14 protein-coding genes are annotated in these 18326 nt (G+C 38.2%); 1 reads left to right on the forward strand and 13 read right to left on the reverse strand.

Going from position 1 to position 18326, the window contains the following annotated elements; translation table 11 throughout:
• The 7 genes from ABFX33_RS05280 to ABFX33_RS05310 all read right to left on the reverse strand — a co-directional run bounded on the left by ABFX33_RS05280 (position 1) and on the right by ABFX33_RS05310 (position 7205).
• Complete coding sequence (locus ABFX33_RS05280; RefSeq protein WP_346084662.1) at positions 1–1362, reverse strand: HlyD family secretion protein; 1362 nt, start codon at positions 1360–1362, stop codon at positions 1–3.
• Positions 1352–2353, reverse strand: a complete 1002-nt coding sequence (locus ABFX33_RS05285) for an ATP-binding cassette domain-containing protein (RefSeq protein WP_346084663.1) — start codon at positions 2351–2353, stop codon at positions 1352–1354. The genes ABFX33_RS05280 and ABFX33_RS05285 overlap by 11 nt, the downstream gene beginning before the upstream one ends.
• A gap of 61 nt (positions 2354–2414) precedes the next feature.
• A complete protein-coding gene (locus tag ABFX33_RS05290) occupies positions 2415–2846 on the reverse strand; it encodes a hypothetical protein (protein ID WP_346084665.1) in 432 nt (143 codons plus the stop codon).
• Between the two features lie 133 nt (positions 2847–2979).
• Entirely contained in the window at positions 2980–4338 is a 1359-nt protein-coding gene (locus tag ABFX33_RS05295) for a HAMP domain-containing sensor histidine kinase (RefSeq protein WP_120258530.1), read from the reverse strand.
• 28 nt (positions 4339–4366) lie between these two features.
• A complete protein-coding gene (locus tag ABFX33_RS05300; protein ID WP_282255615.1) occupies positions 4367–5083 on the reverse strand; it encodes a response regulator transcription factor in 717 nt (238 codons plus the stop codon).
• 229 nt (positions 5084–5312) lie between these two features.
• Entirely contained in the window at positions 5313–6137 is an 825-nt protein-coding gene (locus ABFX33_RS05305) for a siderophore-interacting protein (RefSeq protein ID WP_346084667.1), read from the reverse strand.
• Between the two features lie 78 nt (positions 6138–6215).
• Positions 6216–7205: a helix-turn-helix transcriptional regulator gene (locus ABFX33_RS05310; RefSeq protein ID WP_346084668.1), complete on the reverse strand. Its 990-nt coding sequence runs from the start codon at positions 7203–7205 to the stop codon at positions 6216–6218.
• A gap of 146 nt (positions 7206–7351) precedes the next feature.
• Between ABFX33_RS05310 and ABFX33_RS05315 the strand changes: the two genes are divergently transcribed.
• Complete coding sequence (locus ABFX33_RS05315; RefSeq protein WP_257088847.1) at positions 7352–7669, forward strand: hypothetical protein; 318 nt, start codon at positions 7352–7354, stop codon at positions 7667–7669.
• A 468-nt stretch (positions 7670–8137) separates the two neighbouring features.
• Here the strand turns inward: ABFX33_RS05315 and ABFX33_RS05320 are convergent, their stop codons facing one another.
• The 6 genes from ABFX33_RS05320 to ABFX33_RS05345 all read right to left on the reverse strand — a co-directional run bounded on the left by ABFX33_RS05320 (position 8138) and on the right by ABFX33_RS05345 (position 18322).
• Positions 8138–9268, reverse strand: a complete 1131-nt coding sequence (locus ABFX33_RS05320) for a cytochrome-c peroxidase (protein ID WP_346084670.1) — start codon at positions 9266–9268, stop codon at positions 8138–8140.
• 37 nt (positions 9269–9305) lie between these two features.
• Complete coding sequence (locus ABFX33_RS05325; protein ID WP_346084671.1) at positions 9306–10781, reverse strand: DUF6850 family outer membrane beta-barrel protein; 1476 nt, start codon at positions 10779–10781, stop codon at positions 9306–9308.
• A gap of 82 nt (positions 10782–10863) precedes the next feature.
• The gene (locus ABFX33_RS05330) at positions 10864–12228 is read right to left on the reverse strand and encodes a DUF4876 domain-containing protein (RefSeq protein WP_120258536.1); all 1365 of its coding nucleotides are present in this window, start codon (positions 12226–12228) and stop codon (positions 10864–10866) included.
• A gap of 15 nt (positions 12229–12243) precedes the next feature.
• Entirely contained in the window at positions 12244–14955 is a 2712-nt protein-coding gene (locus tag ABFX33_RS05335) for a TonB-dependent receptor (protein WP_346084673.1), read from the reverse strand.
• Positions 14956–15332: 377 nt separating this feature from the next.
• On the reverse strand, positions 15333–16511 hold the full coding sequence (locus ABFX33_RS05340) for a purple acid phosphatase family protein (RefSeq protein WP_346084674.1): 1179 nt from the start codon (positions 16509–16511) through the stop codon (positions 15333–15335).
• A 68-nt stretch (positions 16512–16579) separates the two neighbouring features.
• A complete protein-coding gene (locus ABFX33_RS05345) occupies positions 16580–18322 on the reverse strand; it encodes a RagB/SusD family nutrient uptake outer membrane protein (RefSeq protein WP_346084675.1) in 1743 nt (580 codons plus the stop codon).
• Between the last annotated feature and the right edge of the window lie 4 nt (positions 18323–18326).

Here is an 18326-nt window from a genome sequence, read left to right on the forward strand (position 1 = left end):
TCACTTTTTCTTGTCTTCTTTCGGTTCACGTTCCAAACTTGGTGGAAATCCATTTAATTGTCTCCAGATCTCATACCATAAGGGGACTTTATTTAAAATGATTCGACCATAGGCGCCGGACCCCAGATTGAGCTGAGCTGGCCAGGGCTCGTCATCCTTCGGAACAGGATCTGTGGAACGGATCAAGATTCGAAATTGGCCATTCGTGCTACTCACTTTATCAATGACCGAAACTTTTCCGGCGAAAGTACCTACCGCTACTGAAGGCCAACCTGAAAATTGGATGGATGGCCAACCGTCAAATTGTATTCTAACGTCACTCTCCAGCAATATAAGAGGTACATCCATTGCATTTACATAAAGTTCTACAGCAAGTAGTGGCGTTTTGGGCTGGAGTGTTGCTACAGATTCTCCCTCTTTCATATTTTCGCCAATTCCTGCCTTAAAGGTTTTTACAATATAGCCATCCTGCGGAGCCCGGACGATATAAAGACCACGTCTTATATCGATATTGGAAATCTCATTTCTTAATTTAGCAATATCGCCCTGTACAGAAGCCTTGGAGGAAAACGCTGAACTTAAATCGGATTGTGCCTTAGCCAACGATTCATTATATTTTGCCCGAATATTATTGAGTTCGATACGTGCATTGGATAATGCCTGTCTTGAGTTTAACAACTTATTTTCAGCACTGACTACCTTAGCCCGATCATTCTGTAAATTTAGGCGCCTGGTCTCGATATCTGTAAGGGAAAACAGCCCATCTTGATAACCTTCTTCGTAACGTTTTAGTCTTTTTTCGCTTGTTTCAAAAAAACTCATTATTGCAATAACCTCAGCACTATCACTTTTTACAAAATTTTGAGCTTGTATGACCTTATTTTGTGCGGACTCCAACTGATAAGTCAGCCCTTCATTTAAGGCCTTAATTTGTTCTTCTGTTGCATTCATTTTTTGCTGTGCTGCAGATTCTCCACTTCGCTTTGCAAACAATTGCTCCTCTAATCGTAAAGGTAAATTAGGATCAAAGTAAGATTGTGATGTCTCGGATAAAACTAAAATTGTATCTCCTTTTTTGACCTCTTGTCCTTCACTAACCGCCCAATGCTCTATGCGGCCTCCAATTTGATTTTGTATTGTTTGAGGTCTATCTTGTGGCCGTAAAGCAGTGACGGTACCTTTCCCCGGTATTGTCTGTCTCCAGGGCAGAAATAAGGCAAAAGCAAAAACCAGCCCTGATAGGACCAGGATACGACCCAATACAAGTGATCCCTTATCTTTTAAAAGAGCCTGAACTGAATGATGGGAAAGATCTCTCCAACTGACAGTTGTTTTGATAGGTTGTTCCTCCTTAGTCAACATAATAAGCTGCGCCCTCCTCTAACGCTAGATCTGTTACCGTACCTAACTTGACAACACCCGTCAACATATCAAAAATGGTATTTAAATTTGTCATTAGTTTTTCTATGGCATAACCAATTTGGACAATTACCACTTCGGCAGCGACAAACTGACCAAAAGTTATTTGTCGCTCAACAACAAAATAAGATCCCAGCAAAAGCATTATTCCAAACAATGCGGTCCGTAGCAGGACTGACCCAACAAAGAAGCGTTTTAGCACTTTAAAATGCTGATTCCTGGAATTCAGATATCTGCTTACAATAGCATCCGTAACTTGAGTAACTTCATTCATTTTAGCATCATTTCCTCGGTAGTGGTCGATATCCTCGGCAACCTGTTCCAGATAAGCAACAGTTGCATACTTATGTTCAGATTCATCAATACTAGTTTTCAGTCCGCGTTTATAATACAAAACAAGTATGATAGCCACAGCGATTATAACCACAAGTCCAAAGGCTAAAAATGCCGGATGATAAAAAGATAAGAGTACCACACTAAAGAATATGGTTACAACCGCAGCAATGATATCTATCAAAAGCTTAATAATACCCTTTTGAATAATGATCACATCAAAAAAACGGTTCACCAGTTCCACAAGGTTTTTCCCAATTAACTCTTTGGGTTTTATCCTCGGAAGGCGATAAGCAAATTCCATTGCTGATTTTAGAAAGATTTTCTGTTCTAGATATTCAACGAGTGCTAATTGCCCGATCAAGAGAGATCCTGCAACGATAACCCCCAATAGAACAAAAGCAATTAAAATATAGGTGGAGCTATACATGGCACCATTGCTCAAAAAGTTAAAAATTGCTGTTATCCCAATGGGAATGGTTAAACTAAAAATACCTATAACGATCGCGTAAATAAAAATATAATTAATCGTCTTCCGTTCAGTATGCAGTAAATTGACCAAACGTTGTAAAGCTGATGGGCCGCCTTGTGTGTGAGCCATATAAATAGAAAATAGTTTGAAAGTATGCGGCGATAATTTCTTTAAATAATCAATGTAAAACTTACATTACCGAAATGGGATGAAGAACATGGTTCTTTAGTTTCCGTAATGCTTTCCCTACATCGAAAAAATCACGTGTTTTATTCTGATAGCTATAATTAGCTGGGATCTTGATTTCGTTTACACCCGCCCCTCGCAGGTAATGTTGTAAATAACTGGCGTTGTCGGTTCTTATGATATCCGCATAAATAGTCAGCTTACGGTTCTTAAATCGTTGACATATTCTTTCGCATGCCTTCAAAAAAGCATCAGATTGAAGTTCATCGAGTTGGTCTTCCACTCCAATAGCTATTAGTTCGCTCGCAGATGTGCTGCTTTTATTACCATAAGCAAGAATTACATCAACTTCTTCTGCTGATGACGATTCAATACTCTGTCTTACAAAATAGAGTGAATCAACGGTAAAATCACTTGGGATTAATATACGTGTCATTTTGGCCATACTTCTTTTGGACAAAAATAGTCGGCACAAATGGCAACGGAATGAAGCTGGAATTAGCTTTTCATTAGAATTTTAAGAGACTTATTAAAATGAGATTAAAAATAACAGGGGAATTAAAATGGGATTAAAACCGAATGTAGGTTGGCAATTCAATCTCTACAGTCGTGCCTTCCCCAACGACGGAATTGACCTTTAATGTCCCACCGTGGAGCTTTATTATATTTCTTGCTAAGGGCAGGCCAATGCCGTATCCATCTATTCCATTGGTATTGGATGCCCGAAAATAAGGATCATAAATATATCCCAATTCTTTTGACGGGATCCCGATACCCTTATCTTTTATTAGGATAAACACTTTATTGTTTAAAGCACCCAGGGCGATATAAGCAGTCCTATTGGAAGAATACTTACAGGCATTACTAATGATATTGGATAATGCAAGCTGGAGTAAAATGGCATTTCCATTGACTTTGAGTCGCATGCTGTCATCGGGCAGCAAACTAAAATCTGTCGTAATTTTAAATTTATCATTGATAGCTTTAACAGTCAACTCGGCATCCATAACAATCTGGTCTATACGAACAGGATTAAATGTTGTCGAATTGCTCACAAAACCAGTGCGGGCCAACATCAAAAGCGCCTTGGTCTTTTTTTCTAAATGCTCCGCAGATTCTATAATTTTACATAAGGTACGTTGGTATTCTTCCACTGTTCTTTCTTTGGACAGCGCTAAGTCAGCCTGCCCTATAATCGAAGTCAGGGGGGTATTCAATTCGTGTGAAGCATTGCTGATAAAATTTTTCTGCGTTTCAAAAGAGGTTTCCAAACGTGTCAGCATGCTGTTGAATGTAAACGCTAGATCATGGAGCTCACCCTTATATTTTTCTTCATCCAGGCGCTTGTCCAGATTTTCAGAGCCAATCTGCTGGACTTCCTTCATCATGGTCAGGATAGGTTTTAGAAATGAACGTTTCATAAAAACAGAAACCACCAAAATAAAAAGAATACCCAAAATCAGACTAATGATAAGCAGATTACGCAGATAGGCCAGGTGATGCGTATAGAAGTAATTTTCCGCCGATGCACCGACAATATAATGCTTATTGTTTTTTGAAAAATACTTTGTCGAATAGAATTGATGCCCTGCTTTAAAATTTGATGTTCCGGTCTTGTTGATTTTATCCCACAATTCAGAATAGAATCCCTGACTTTGAACAATTTTTCCATTCTTATCAAATTCAACCAAAAACTCATGCTGATTGTTCAGACTTTCTATAAAATCCAGACTCCATTGATCTGTTTGCGAAGCGGATTTACTATTGAGGAACTTTTCTGCTGCAATATTTCTTCGCAGATCCAGGCGTTTATAAAAATCGGTGAAAGCAAAGTTTGTGATGGAGTAAAAGATAAAGCCAACGAAACAGCTGACATATATAACTAATATTGCTATGAGATAGATGAGTTTCCTATTGTAATTATTCATTTTAACCTATTCAGTCTTCTTAATCTATTCAGTCTTCGATTTTTAACACGTAGCCCATTCCGATAACGGTATGAATGGCCTTTTTGCTCGTTACCTTCTCGATCTTCTTCCGCAGGTAATTGACATATACATCAACGACATTTGATCCGATATCAAAATTAATTCCCCATATTTTATCCAATAACTCACTGCGCTCAAATACTTTCTTTGGGCTTTGGATAAATAATAAAAGTAAACGATACTCTGTACTGGTCAGGTTAAGTTCCTGACCTTCACAATAGGCAACTTTCTTGTAATCATCAATCGTTAGAAATCCATAACTGAATGTATCTTTTGGAGGCTGTGCTTCGCGTTGGGTCGCCTGAACAATGGATTGCTGTCTACGGATCAATGAACGTATTCTGGCTTTAAGTTCGATTAATTTAAATGGTTTAGAAAGATAGTCATCAGCGCCATTATCAAGACCAAGGACAACGTTTTCAGGGGTTCCGAGTGCCGTCAGCATCATAACAGGCAGATCGGTATAGCCCCAATGTCTGATCTGTTTGCAAATATCAAGTCCGTTGGTGCCGGGCAAAAGAATGTCCAAAAGAACAAGGGCTACATCTTGTTTGGCCAATAGTTGCTCAAGCCCTTCGGCACGCCCCAGATGAATGACCTTATAACCTTCCTCGCCCAATCCCTGTACGATCAAATCCGCAACGTCTTGCTCATCTTCAACCAGAATAATTTTTTGCTCCTCCATATGCATCATAATGTGTCTTTCCCGTTATCGCTCATCGCCAAACCATAAAAATACTGTTTTGATCCTACAGACACAAATCTCTGCCTAAGATAAACTCGGAGGTCACAATAGATACATCAAAAAAATGATTCTTTTCACCATTATCTCATGATAAACAGAAGTAAAAAACTGAAAAACTAGCTTAGCTCAAGCAATGAGGTGATAGCAGTGGTCTTGTAGTTTGTCTTATTTATGAATTGACCTCCTCGTTCTCTTTGTGTCGTTCACTGGCTGACTTATCTTCTGATACACCGCTTTTCCAATAAGAATAGGCATAAAGTTCCTCCCTCTTCCATGCAAGATCCTTGCGCAGGTAATTGCGTATCTCCCGAACGGTAGAATACTCTGCAGCAATGTAAGCAAAGCGATCTGTCTGAGGAAGAGACTTTATCTTCACCAGATCCGCCAGCAGACTACCTTCTTGTGGAGCATCATTATGCAACCAGATAAATTCAATATTCGCTTTCGTATATAATTTTTGTACGTCCTCCCGACCATTCACCTCAATGATGCAGGTTCCTTTTGCTGATGCTGGTAAATTTTCCAATATTGCACCTAATACCGGAAGTGCCGTTGCGTCCCCCGCTAATAGATAGTTTTTTGTCAGTGGAAATAATTCGGTCTTACCAGCTCTCATAAGGACACCCAATACATCCCCCGGCTTAGATCCTATTGCCCAGGCAGAAGCTGGTCCTTCATCCCCATGTGCAACGAAATCTATCCAAATTTCATTACGTCGAAGATCTATCCCCCGATGCGTATATGTACGTACCGTTGGCCGAATACTGTCATCCATGGGTTTCCATTGCCCCTTTTCAAAATCGAATTCCGGAAAATAGACTTTATTCAATCCCAAAGGGGGAATCAGAATCTTATTGTTAACACCGATGGTTGTGTCCGCGATTTCTGAGACAGCTTCTCCTGTCAGATAAATGCGGATATAATGTGGGGTCACATATTCTTTTCGACTCACAGTCAATTCTGCTTGTATAATTTTCGCTTCAGCTCTACCCATGGTTTTATAAAATTTAAGGATAAATGATCTATCAATTTTTTAATAGCTATTCTTAGCCCGCGTTATAGGTCGGGTAAACTAGCTGTATCTCTTTTTTAATTTACTTGGTGGAAATCCGAATTTCCGTCTAAAAGCATCTGAAAAATGACGCTGATTTTTATACCCAATGGCATCAGAGGCTTCACCAATGGTCATGTTTTTGTCTAAAATGAGTTTTTTGGCATGTTCCATTTTTGCATCATTCCAAAAACCGAAAACTGTCGTACCAAACAACTCCTTAAACCCCTTCTTTAATGTAAACTCATTTGTCCCGACCAGATGGGCCAGGTTGACAAGTGTATTGTTTGAATCCATATTATCCAGTAAAAATTCACGGACCGCATAGATTTTATCAACATCAGGCTTTCTGAGGGTCGTGTTCGAAACGCTGTTGTCGGCTAACTGCTCCAACTGAAGCAGCAATAACTCCATGATCTTGGCTTCGAGAAATATTTTTTTAAACACCCCCTTACGTTCACAATTTATGATACTATCAATAAGAGCATGCATTTCATGGGTAATTCTTCTATTAATATCTGTCAATAAGCCAGATTTTCCCTTTTCAATAATATTTCTGAAGTCATTAAACAAGATGGAATTATCGGGTAGAAATTTCTTAAAAAAATCTAGAGACAAATTTATCTCACATAACTGGAATTCTTCACGTTCCCATTGCATCTGGCCACAGATCGAATTGCCATAAAGGATATTGTGCTGGCAAGTTTCAAAATCTATGGTAGCGGCTAATGTCTCCCCAGCTGCCCGACTTCTACCCTTCAATGCAAAATGCATTTCGACCGTCTCAAAGTCACTTTCAAAACGAAATAGTATCCGTTCATACAGATTTGCATGACCAAAGCCAATATGAATTCCATCAAAAAAGATCTCTTTGTAATAGCCATCACCAAATGGAGCGCCCAGCTGTGTGACACATTCCTGGATACCGGCATCGATTGAAAAGAAAGTCTGTGGATAGTTTTTTTCCAACAATAAACTAGCCGAATCAATATCATAAAGTCTTAATCCCATTCCATATTTCTTCAAGTTTCAACTATTCCTTTTCACGGACTTTTTACTCCTCATTACATACCCAACAATGGCACTACACCTATTATCTTTGTCTAAATTACAAATTTATTTAGAATGATTCTTAATTATTTAACACAAATAAGCACATGCAAAAGAAAAAAATTGAAACTAAGCTGCCATTAATTCAGGATATAGACAGCCAGCTGCTCCCAGATAGCATTTATAATAATATCAAAATGGGCAATCCCCTCGCTAGTAAGTTGGACGTCATTCTTGCAGCGGAGAAAGCCATGGTACTGGACTTTGCCTGGGAGTTTCCGAAGGGTTTGGATACCTTTGTTGATGATGAACGTTATCCACTTTCGGCCGATCAAAAGCAACGTATCAATTTGGCCCGTATATTTTTAGAAAATGTACGAAATACGGCATCTGAAGCTAATATTTCGAGTTCTGATGTATTTTAGTGATCCATCTGCTGGGAGTAGAAAAGGAATGAGAACAAACTGAGAAGACCGACTTTTGACGCCATTTTGATTTCCTATAAATTAAAAAAGACACATAAATACTAACGCATCGAAAATTACCTATAAGCCTTCTTATGTACCCTTATTACACTTTTAAAGTACATTCCGCTTTGTAACAAAATAGTGCTTTATCTGTACTTAATTGGTACTATATCCGTACTGGGAAATTGCTTCATCTTATAGGAAGTAATTTAATAGCTATAAAAATATTATAATAACTATAAAGACTAATTATTTACCAATACAAAATAGTAAAATTTACCCCCATTTGAAGAATCAGATGGGGGTAAATAAAGCCTGTAAACTCGTAGCCTATTCAGTCATTTTTAGGAGGAAACGACGCTCCCCCCTCAACCCACGACAACAATCCATCTTATGATCCTTAATTACATCAAGCGCTTATAGACACTACCGCGGCAAGCTTTCAGGACGCCGCATCCGATAGGAAGTTGCTGTGATGGCATGTAAAAATGCCTCGATATCTTTTATTTCCTCTTTACTAAGATTCAAAGGTTGCATTAAAGGATCTGTAACCGGATAAAGCGGATCTTTAGCCTTCTGCTCTGGTTTGGCGGAGTTCATCTGCATCCCACTGTTATACATGTTCAGCAATCCGGTCATATTCCAGAATAATCCATTGTGCATCCACGGATCGGTATTCATTACGTCCCGCAGTGATGGTGTCCTAAAACGTCCTACGTCAGCTGGATCTTTGGTAACCTCATACCTACCCAGATCTTGATATTTACGCTTGTAATAAGTCAGTCCAATGTTATGATAGGAGTCATCCGTAAAAAATTGACCACTGTGACAATTCATACATCTCGCTTTTGTCCGGAAGAGATGCAGCCCACGTACCTCTTGCTCGGACAGTACTTTATAATTACCATCCAAAAACTCGTCAAAGCGACTACGTCTACTTGTTAAAGTCCGTTGAAAAGCACCTAAAGCCTTTAAAACCTCTGGCATAGAATAATCTTCCTCTCCAAAGGCTGCTAGAAACAGCTTGTTATAGGCCGGGATAGCTTTCAATTTTGGAATCAATTTGGTCAGATCCATGTCCATTTCATGATGTGCTTCAATGGGACCTAACGCCTGCTCTTCCAGCGACTTGGATCTTCCATCCCAGAACAATTCTTTCCGCGCATACACATTCAGTAGTGATGGTGTATTACGTGTCCCCTCCAAATGATCATTGCCAACCGGAACCGTCAATTTATCAGCCCATGATGTCTGGGGATTGTGACAGCTGCTACAAGAGATCTGATTGCTGCCAGACAGTATCGGATCAAAAAAAAGATATTTTCCTAACTTGACATCCGGCTTTTCCATCAAAGAAAAATAACTTGTATCAACCTTGGGCAAGGACTTAAATTCCTTCCAGCTGACACCTGCATCAATCGTCGGTTTAGGCCACTCGCTTATCGGTCTTCGATAAAGTAACTGCAGTTCTTCATACAATGCTTTTTGTTGATCTTTCATAGATAGTAAACCAACAAGTCCAATGATACTGACCAATACTGCAAAATGTTTTTTCATTACCAGTTTTTTTATTACGATTATTATCAAAAATAATTTATAAAGAGAGCCGAATCCCAATTTCCATATTCGTTCTATTTCCAGTTGAAAGAAATTTAGGTTTTATATCGTCTTTTAATTCAATAGTACCTGAAGATTTTCGGAGATCTAACTTTGCATAAAATGCAAGGTTGTTTCCCCAAAACCGGTCCTTATATTCTACACCAAATTTTGCACCTAAGTATTGGGTCTTATAATAGTAATAGTCCCAAAAAACAACGTTTTGAATAAAGGTGTTTATGGATAAGGGGCTATATTCCAATGTGGTTTCTGTCGGAATAGTCGCATAAGGTGCAAATGCAAATTGTATAAGTTTCGTGTTGCTTTTTTGCAAATATAATCTTAGAGATGGCTCAACACGCATTTGTCCCACTTCAAAGTCGATCGCCTGCAAGAGATCTTTTCTATTTTCCGTATAGTAGGTGACAAGAAAACCTAATTCCTTCGCTAGCTGATGATGTCTATGCCAAAGCTTAACATATTGTCCTGTAAGGGAAAGAGTGCTAACTTTATAATTGACTTTATTTAGGCTACCCGTAGTCAATTTGTTACCATCAACACCTTTATTATATTCGCCATCGAAAATCAATAATTGCTGCCCCTGATCACCATTATATTTGACTGCATCTACGAAAAATTTAATGGTACTTTGATCATAAATAGCCAAAGGGCCGCTATAAAGAACAGACTTCTTAGAATAATTTTGGTTTGTATTGTGATATTGTTGGTATTCAATCTCTGTTTTGGTATGCCAGCTATAAAGCTTTTTAAGGTACTGAATCCCTACCCCTTTATAGTTATCGTATTTAAAATTAACTCTTGTCGTATCTTTTTGACGTGCCGTCCCGTATCCATAATTCATATAATACATTCGATCTGGATACAGATTTGAAGATTGAAAATCCATGTTTTTGTATAACAAAGAAACATTTTCATCTGCTCGCCCAATTATTCCATATAGCCCCAATGTGCTTTTCGGAAAATTTAAGGTAACACCAGGTTTGACTTTCAAAGTAAATCTATTAGATTTTAAGCGCGGATCCACTGTACCTGCACTCCAATGTCGATGGTAATCCACTTGGAGAAATGGCTGTACTGAATGAGCTAATTCATATCCGAGTGAAGCATTTAGCTGATAATTTTGACGCTGATAGTCACCACTTTTATTTGCGTAAGGATAATAAGGGCTTAAATCTTCTAATCCAGAACGAAGGCTATTTGCCAAACTATCTTCGCGGATGGAGTTGAACGCAAATTTTGCTCCCAATAAGAACTTTCCCAAACGATTGAATCCATTGGCTTGAAAACTTGTTATCACACCGTTGTAGGCTTGTTGGGCCTTTCGAAATCCTCCCTTATTCATTTGATAAGCAACTCGAACATCACCATAAGACATCAATGAATCTCTTTGAAGAAAAGCGGGTCTCAAAAGACTGCGTTCAACTAAATGATGATCAATGGTATAACTATACACAGAATCCTTTTTACTTTGAGCAGAGCTCAAAGTAAAAAGGGAAACCAAAAATATTATAGCAAAAATGTTCCGCATATGGATTCTAATCTATAAATGATGCGTCTGTTTTGGTTGGATTGGCACGTTGTAGCACACCAAAATCATTTGACGAATTGTTTGTATCTTTAAGAATACGTCTATTCCCAATTTTCCTTTCGGTCCTACGGACGACGGACTGACTAGAGTAAGCTCCTCCAGGTACAGATATTGCTCCTGCATCAAATTTTTGTGGTAAACGACGTGGAATTTGATCAGCTACAACAGCGTCCTGAATTTCAACAGCATCCAAGATAAACCTTGCCGGCATTTGAGCATAACGCACAGTACTCGTTGTAACAGCTTTTACAGTTGGAATCGCAAATGAGGGAATATTATTTAAATCAAAGGTTCCATCGACTTTCATCAATACAAAAGATTCTCTAGCCTGTGGCGGGAAATACATATCACGCATACTTAGGGCAAGAAAAACCTCTAAGTTTGTAACGGATGGATTATCTACGTCATTCGCGAATATCGTTCGCCCAGGCTGAATTTTCTGTTCGTAAGGATACAACCAGGCTTCAAAATCAGCTTTACTCAAATCCACTGTAAGTTCAGGCCTCTGAGCACCAATTATTTTCCCGTTGTTGTCGGTATATGAACCAGCATGATTTAAGGCCGAACCAGCGATAATTATACTTTTCCCCGATTCGACAGGATATTTTTTACCCGTCCCATCACTTGGAATCATAAATATTCCTTTGGCATAGACATAATCTTCATTTGCATTATTAGACACGGTCATATTGATAGACTTGCTCCAATCATACTGATTGTTGCTTAGGGAATATTCGTCTGTTTTATTATTCGGTTTTCCATATGCTAATACCACAAGTAAGCTATCCGCATACAACATTTCATCCGAGTTATTATAAATCTCAATAAAATTATCCCGGTTAAGAGCTGCATCCTTGGTATCTGATCCGGCATAGTAGATCTGCTTAATAACAAAACCGCCAATAGGTTCACTGGTCACTAAGCGAATATTAAAGTCCTCATTAGCAAACAAAGCTTTATCAGCCAAAGCATAGTTCAGATAAAAAATAGATGTGCGATTTACACCCGTCAATTTGGTATATTCTTCTGCTGAGATTGCCAACGAGACATTGATACTATAATTACCTGGAGCAATATTATTCAATGCAATTTTACCTTTTGCATCTGCTTGAATTTTGTAGGAACTGCTATTACCTTTATTTATCAACGTAATTTCGGCCTTGTCGTAAGGTACCTCAAACCAAACCTCCTCAGGGTTTACCGTTAGTTGTACGTTCACTTTTATTGGCTGTACTTCGTCAATGTCTTTTTTACAACCTCCAAATAAGGCTAGTATTAAGGAGAAAAATAGTAGAATATAATTCTGTTTCATAGTATATAGTATTTGTTAAAGTTTAATTGATATTCCGCCTGTAATGCTTAAAGGACTATTGTAAGTCACAACTACGTCCTGGTTTGTATTGGGATCCCGATACGAACTAGTGGGTTGCACATTAAAGGTATTATAGGCTGTCACAGCAATGCGGATCTTTTTGCTGATTTCCTTGGCAACTGACATTGAGAAATTCATATAAATAATACGTTGCTGGCCATCGAAGAATTCTAGCCCACGAATAGGAAGAGAGGACGCCAAATCGTTGTTTATCAACACTTGTTTCATATTAGCATCCAAATAACCTACCGGTTTTTGAAAATTGTCATTATAGTTCCGTTTATAGCGATTCTTCCAAAAAATATCTGTATTGGTCATGATGACAAATCCGATAGCGGGAATGTGCGTGGTAGTGTTTAACTTACTTGTCAGTACATATCGTTTCCCTTGGTTACTGGGTTGATACAACAGATAAGAAATTGGCTGCCCATTGATTTGAACTGGAGAGGATAAATCTATTGCCTCCAGTATCTTATCGTTTTGTTCAGATAAAATATACGAAGTACTGGTGGAAAAGCTCGTACGGATAAATTTGATTTCCTTAAAGGCTAAGGACCAATCAAAACCGTAGGTATAGGAGTTTTTAAAATTTTCAATCTTATTATATGACTTGTCATAATAATCAATGTATCTTCCAGTCTCCTGATATACAATTTGATTTAGACTCTCATTATAATGGTAATCAAATATAGGCAAATGAAATGGTTTGTAGACCTTGACGGAATTGAAACCATTGCTGTTATTTTTATAATAAGAATTGATACGGGATGTAATCCAGTGATTTTTGAATTCTATATTAAATTCAGCGCTCTCAGATTTACTAGATTTTAAGTTTTCATTCTTAGTAATAAATTTCTCTGTATACACTAAATATAAGGAACTCTGGGAGTTCTGCGCAATAATAAGTGGAACATCTATCCAGGAAGGTGATGGATAGCGATGCGCTAAAGTTGGAGATTTGGTTGCAACTCCAAAGGCAGCACTTAACGCCCACCTCTTATCTAAAACAATCCTCGTATTTAATCGTGGCTGAAAGCTGGTGCTTCCATTTTGATTATCAAAACGAACACCAAAATTGCTATTAATTTTTTTACCAAACAGCTTATAATGAAAGTTATCTGTAATGTATATACCCGTATTGATTAAAGCGGGATTAAGCTCAAAAGAATAAGGTCTAATATTTTGGTTGTTAAAATTGATAAAACGCGGTCTATCCGGGTCAGAAATAATCCCTCGCCCACCATTGTTTGCATAACTCCCATTAAACCCATACAATAGACTGTGAAAAGTCTTACCTATTTGAAACCTTTTTGTAAATTTTAAACTTGTGCTTGCTGTTATAGGTTTTCCGATAATCTCTTCCTCAGCGAGATATTGCGAATTAAGTAATATTCCCTCGTATATGCCAGTGGTATCTTTTGCAGTATAAGGTTTGTTGCCTTGATTTAATAACCATTGTGCAAAGCTCTCTTGCTTGCGGATAGAATAAGAAAGCATGAAATTGATTTCGTCAAAAAATCGTGTGCTATAGTTCAATTGGGTTGTGTTTGAAAAGCGGAAACCGATTTCTTTTGAATAATATTTTCTTCTTGAATTATCATCCGGATCCTGTTTTGCATCATCTATTCTCATGTTAAAATCTAAGCTTAACTTATTGCGAAGCTTACGTGACGCCACCGTGTTCCAACGCAATGAACCACCATAGCGTCTATATTCCTGCACCTTATCTTGGGGGTTAGAGTTCGAAATAGCATAGTTTAGGTCTGTAGTTATCCCCCCCAAATTTTTAGGAAGACCAAACCCCTTATTGAGTGAATAATTACGAGAGCCATCATTTATATTTGTTGAAAAGTGCAGTGGCGAATTTCCTGTTTTTCTTTCGATTAAAATTGCACCATCAGTTAATTCGCCATGTTCTGCAGAAGCTACACCTTGAATTACCTCAATTTTCTCAATAGACTCTACAGGTATTTCTCTTAAATCCACTCCCCTAAATGGTACATCTGCCGCATTTCCACTGGTTACGGCAGGAAGCACAGACCCTGCCATTCCCCGTTGTCCTACGGGCCGTGATTGCATATTAGCATCATTTGAAAGCCGCACCCCATCTATTATTATAGGTATCCCTAGTGAATTATTAAGACTATTGCTCTCATCAAGGGTGTTTCTCAGATTCAAAGTCTGCGGTGCATTGATATTAGGAGCTGTCATTTGCTTGCCTGGCAATGTGTTCAACACATCCATCAGACTAAACGCCTGAACCCTTTCTATAGCCTCCTCATCAAACACAATGGAAGAAATGGAATTTTTATTTTGTTTAAATATCTGGTTTACATTAATCTCATCTAAGGTTAAACTATTGTCCCGGAGTATAAAATCTAAATTCTCTTTTTTTTTTCTTACATCAACCCACAACTCAACCATTTTTTTCCCTACATAGCTTACGGATAATAAAACACTATCACTATAGTTTTTGACTGGAATAATCAAATTAAAATCGCCTTTTGCATCCGTCTCACTAGTGAGATCAAATGAATTAATGGAGACAGTTGCGCCACTTAGAGGTCTTCTCTTTTCATCTAACACTTTCCCCCCAATAGCTGTATGCTGAGCATGAACTATAATGCTACAGAAAACAAGAATTAATATAAAAAAAGTCTTTTTCATAAGTACGAACAAAAACGCATCTAGAAATACGCTTGTTTAAAATCGTTCTAAACAGTTGCAAATATAGGCTATTCGAAAGCATTTATTCAAATTATTTTTAATAAATCTAAATTACATATCGCAACATAACTCAGTAAATAAATAAAAAAACGCACAAAAACGAATACTAATATTACCTCCACAACTTAATAATAGGTTATAAATGGGGGAATTTAAGGGCAGGTAAAAAACGGAAAAAACCTTGTTTCGATGACGGGCGCTTCGTCGACGAAAACAATCCGAGAGCTTTAATTAGGAAAAATCACCATTAAAACCGGGGTTTCATCGGTAAAAAAGGTCTGTCTTAGGAATAAGAACAGACCTCGAATGCACGGTAATTAGTGTAGGGGTGTTATAGTTACTTCATCAATAAGTTTCCCCTGTTGGTCAATAATTTTAAAAGACCCTTTAGCAGCTAAATCTACTTTAAGCAAATTATTATTAGAGTTCACGATAACAGGAAAATTGACCTTATCAGACACCTGTTTAATGATATGTCTATGCAAATGTCCACACAACATAATTTGCGCACCGGACCTATTTAGAATAGGAACAAATTTATCCAAGATCTCCTGTTCGCCATGCCAACCGCCAAATGGTGGCATATGACATATGATTATCTTATATTTTGCATCTTTATAATCCGGTTTTTCCACGGCTTCCTCCAACCATTTTGCTTGTTCTGTACGATAATTATCCATCTCTACAATGCCACTGTATTCCATATCAGAATCTGGCTTATCCTCACCACAATCCAACACGATAAAAGCAGTTTCACCGTGCTTAAATTGATAATAAAGCTTTCCTGTCGGTGTCGGGAAGTATTGTGGATAGGTAATGGCAAATGGCCCTCGGGTTTCATGGTTCCCTCTTGAATAGAACATAGGTTTCTCACTCGCAAATCGTTTGATTGCCGTATCCATAAAACCGTCAAACATCTGTTGTTCACTCAATAAATTATCGACCATATCACCATTAAAAACAATAAAGTCCTGCTTAGGGAGATCAGAGAGATCAAGTAATTTATTCAACACATCGTTACGACCATGAATATCATTAACCACAGCGAATCGGGTTACTTTAGCCGGTCCGAGCGTAGTAAATGCCAGCGGTTCCTGTCGATATACATTGGTTGCTACAATTTTCCCGTATTCCACATTGACGCCAACGTGTTTAGTTACCTCTTGGCTATATACCCGATAACGGTATTTTGTCCCTGGTTTTAATCCATTTAAATTCACTTGGTGAACAGTCCCGACTTTTTTAAAACCATAGGCTGCAGCATAATATTTGGGTCGTTCGATATGATAAAAATGACTCGAATCATCTGGCGCCAATTCTACCCAACCCGTTGCTGGGCGATCAGTTGTCCATATAATGGACACCGAATGATCTGTCAAGCCTTGGATATAAGGCAAGTGTGTCAAGCTAACTTTTTCATCCTGCTGTGCATTACAGTGCAAGGTTACAAACTGTAGTGAGAAGATCACTGCAATACATTGGAGGTACTTATACATAAGATTTAAATTAGGTTTAAAAACTAAGGTCACTCATCAGTGATGAGTGACCTAAAATACGAAAATTCTTAATTTCCCCAACCGGGGTTTTGCTTTAAGTTCTTATTTAACTGCAGTTCTTGCACTGGTATCGGGTATAAATAATCTTTATTTTCATCGAATGCTTTTTTAATATGCGAATTGATGATCACATTTCCTTTATTTCCATTTTCTAGGGTAATTTCCGATCCGAGTTTCAGCAACTGTATTCCCGGGGCAGTAGGCTTGTCTCCCTCATAGATCCAGATATCATCTTTACCATCATTGTCCAGGTCAAATTTGCCTGTACCAGGAAAGTACATCCCTTTAAACTGCCTTGTCACCAACTTCCCACTTTTCCATCGCAGAATATCATCCCACCGAAAAGATTCCATCACCAGTTCAATACGACGTTCTCTTCGTATTTCAAGTACCCCCCCTTTCATATCACCATTAACATTTGTATAATCTTTTGTAAGAAACGCATCTGGATTGGATTTAACCTGTTCCAAATTTAAATTAGGCATCCCCACGCGATCGCGAAGTAATTTGATCGATTTATCTATATCAGCTTGACTTAATATTCCCAATTCCGCTTTGGCTTCAGCATAGTTTAGCAGTACTTCTGCATATCTAAATATCGGCATATCGTTTTCAGACCGGTTGAAATTATCATATTTTACATCGCCTACAAATTTAATCAATTGGTATCCAGTCACTGAATTCCCAAAATTGGGCGGAATAGTTGCAACGCCACCGATACGTTTATATCCCGGTGTCCGTATAGTCTGGCTCAAACGAGGATCACGATTTAGTATTTCTTCCTTAAACGTCATTGTTTGATAGTTTGCTTTATCCGTAAATCTGGTTCCATCTTTCATCAAATAAGAATCCACCAAATTTTTATCCAGCCCCGGCTTACCATAGGAAGCTGTAATCGTATAATAATTAACATTATGCCAGATCTGCAGTGCATCCGAGAATTTTCGAGCTAATATAACCTCTTGAGGTAGACTATTGACACTATAGAACAGTGCAGCATATGAATTTACACCTGCGGCGTTATATATACTATACTGCCCTCCTTCAATAACTTTATTGGCAGCATCCGCAGCTTTCTCCAGTAACTCATTCGCCCCTGACAAATTAAATTCAGTATGATATTTTCTAAAGGTTCCCTCAAAAAGAGCCACTCGGGATTTTAATGCCAAGGCAGTCCATTTCGTTACTTTTTCATCACTTTTTACTGAAGAGAGATGTTCAATTGCATAATCCAAATCAGCCAGGATGTTCGTTACAACAAGCGTCCGAGGGTCACGGGGCTTTGTTAATTGTTCCTCATTATTTTGGTCTATAACCTTATCATACCAAGGCACATCGCCAAAACGCTTTAATTTATCGAAGTAAAAATAAGCACGAAAGAATCTAGCCTCCGCTGCATAGGGTGCAGCAGCCGCCTCCGGAACAGTATTAAAACAGTTTTCCAAAAAATAATTAATGTTCCGTAGATTAGCCCAGCTCCATCCGCCTCCGCTGATAGGCACCTGTCTTTTCCCAGTCAGTTCATCATCTAATGTTGTTTTAACAATATTATCAACCGACTCATTATAGACACCTTCAGCCGAAGGCAAGGCCGCATCGTAAAATGATTTTGTAAATAACCCCAGATCTTTTTCTGTTTTAAACGAATCTTCAGGTCTAACCGCAGACTCAGGGAAACGTTCCAAATAATCTTTCTTACAGGCTGTCAAACCTGTACTCAACAAGATGCATATAAAAAATATTTTTTTCATGATA

It is taken from the genome of Sphingobacterium ginsenosidimutans (genome assembly GCF_039536865.1).
Taxonomy (GTDB): Bacteria; Bacteroidota; Bacteroidia; order Sphingobacteriales; family Sphingobacteriaceae; genus Sphingobacterium; species Sphingobacterium detergens.

Bases quoted from the DNA above. Each gene is read 5' to 3' on its own strand.
- ABFX33_RS05280 (WP_346084662.1), bottom strand. From the start codon at position 1,362: ATGTTGACTAAGGAGGAACAACCTATCAAAACAACTGTCAGTTGGAGA.
- ABFX33_RS05285 (WP_346084663.1), bottom strand. From the start codon at position 2,353: ATGGCTCACACACAAGGCGGCCCATCAGCTTTACAACGTTTGGTCAAT.
- ABFX33_RS05290 (WP_346084665.1), bottom strand. From the start codon at position 2,846: ATGACACGTATATTAATCCCAAGTGATTTTACCGTTGATTCACTCTAT.
- ABFX33_RS05295 (WP_120258530.1), bottom strand. From the start codon at position 4,338: ATGAATAATTACAATAGGAAACTCATCTATCTCATAGCAATATTAGTT.
- ABFX33_RS05300 (WP_282255615.1), bottom strand. From the start codon at position 5,083: ATGGAGGAGCAAAAAATTATTCTGGTTGAAGATGAGCAAGACGTTGCG.
- ABFX33_RS05305 (WP_346084667.1), bottom strand. From the start codon at position 6,137: ATGGGTAGAGCTGAAGCGAAAATTATACAAGCAGAATTGACTGTGAGT.
- ABFX33_RS05310 (WP_346084668.1), bottom strand. From the start codon at position 7,205: ATGGGATTAAGACTTTATGATATTGATTCGGCTAGTTTATTGTTGGAA.
- ABFX33_RS05315 (WP_257088847.1), top strand. From the start codon at position 7,352: ATGCAAAAGAAAAAAATTGAAACTAAGCTGCCATTAATTCAGGATATA.
- ABFX33_RS05320 (WP_346084670.1), bottom strand. From the start codon at position 9,268: ATGAAAAAACATTTTGCAGTATTGGTCAGTATCATTGGACTTGTTGGT.
- ABFX33_RS05330 (WP_120258536.1), bottom strand. From the start codon at position 12,228: ATGAAACAGAATTATATTCTACTATTTTTCTCCTTAATACTAGCCTTA.
- ABFX33_RS05335 (WP_346084673.1), bottom strand. From the start codon at position 14,955: ATGAAAAAGACTTTTTTTATATTAATTCTTGTTTTCTGTAGCATTATA.
- ABFX33_RS05340 (WP_346084674.1), bottom strand. From the start codon at position 16,511: ATGTATAAGTACCTCCAATGTATTGCAGTGATCTTCTCACTACAGTTT.
- ABFX33_RS05345 (WP_346084675.1), bottom strand. From the start codon at position 18,322: ATGAAAAAAATATTTTTTATATGCATCTTGTTGAGTACAGGTTTGACA.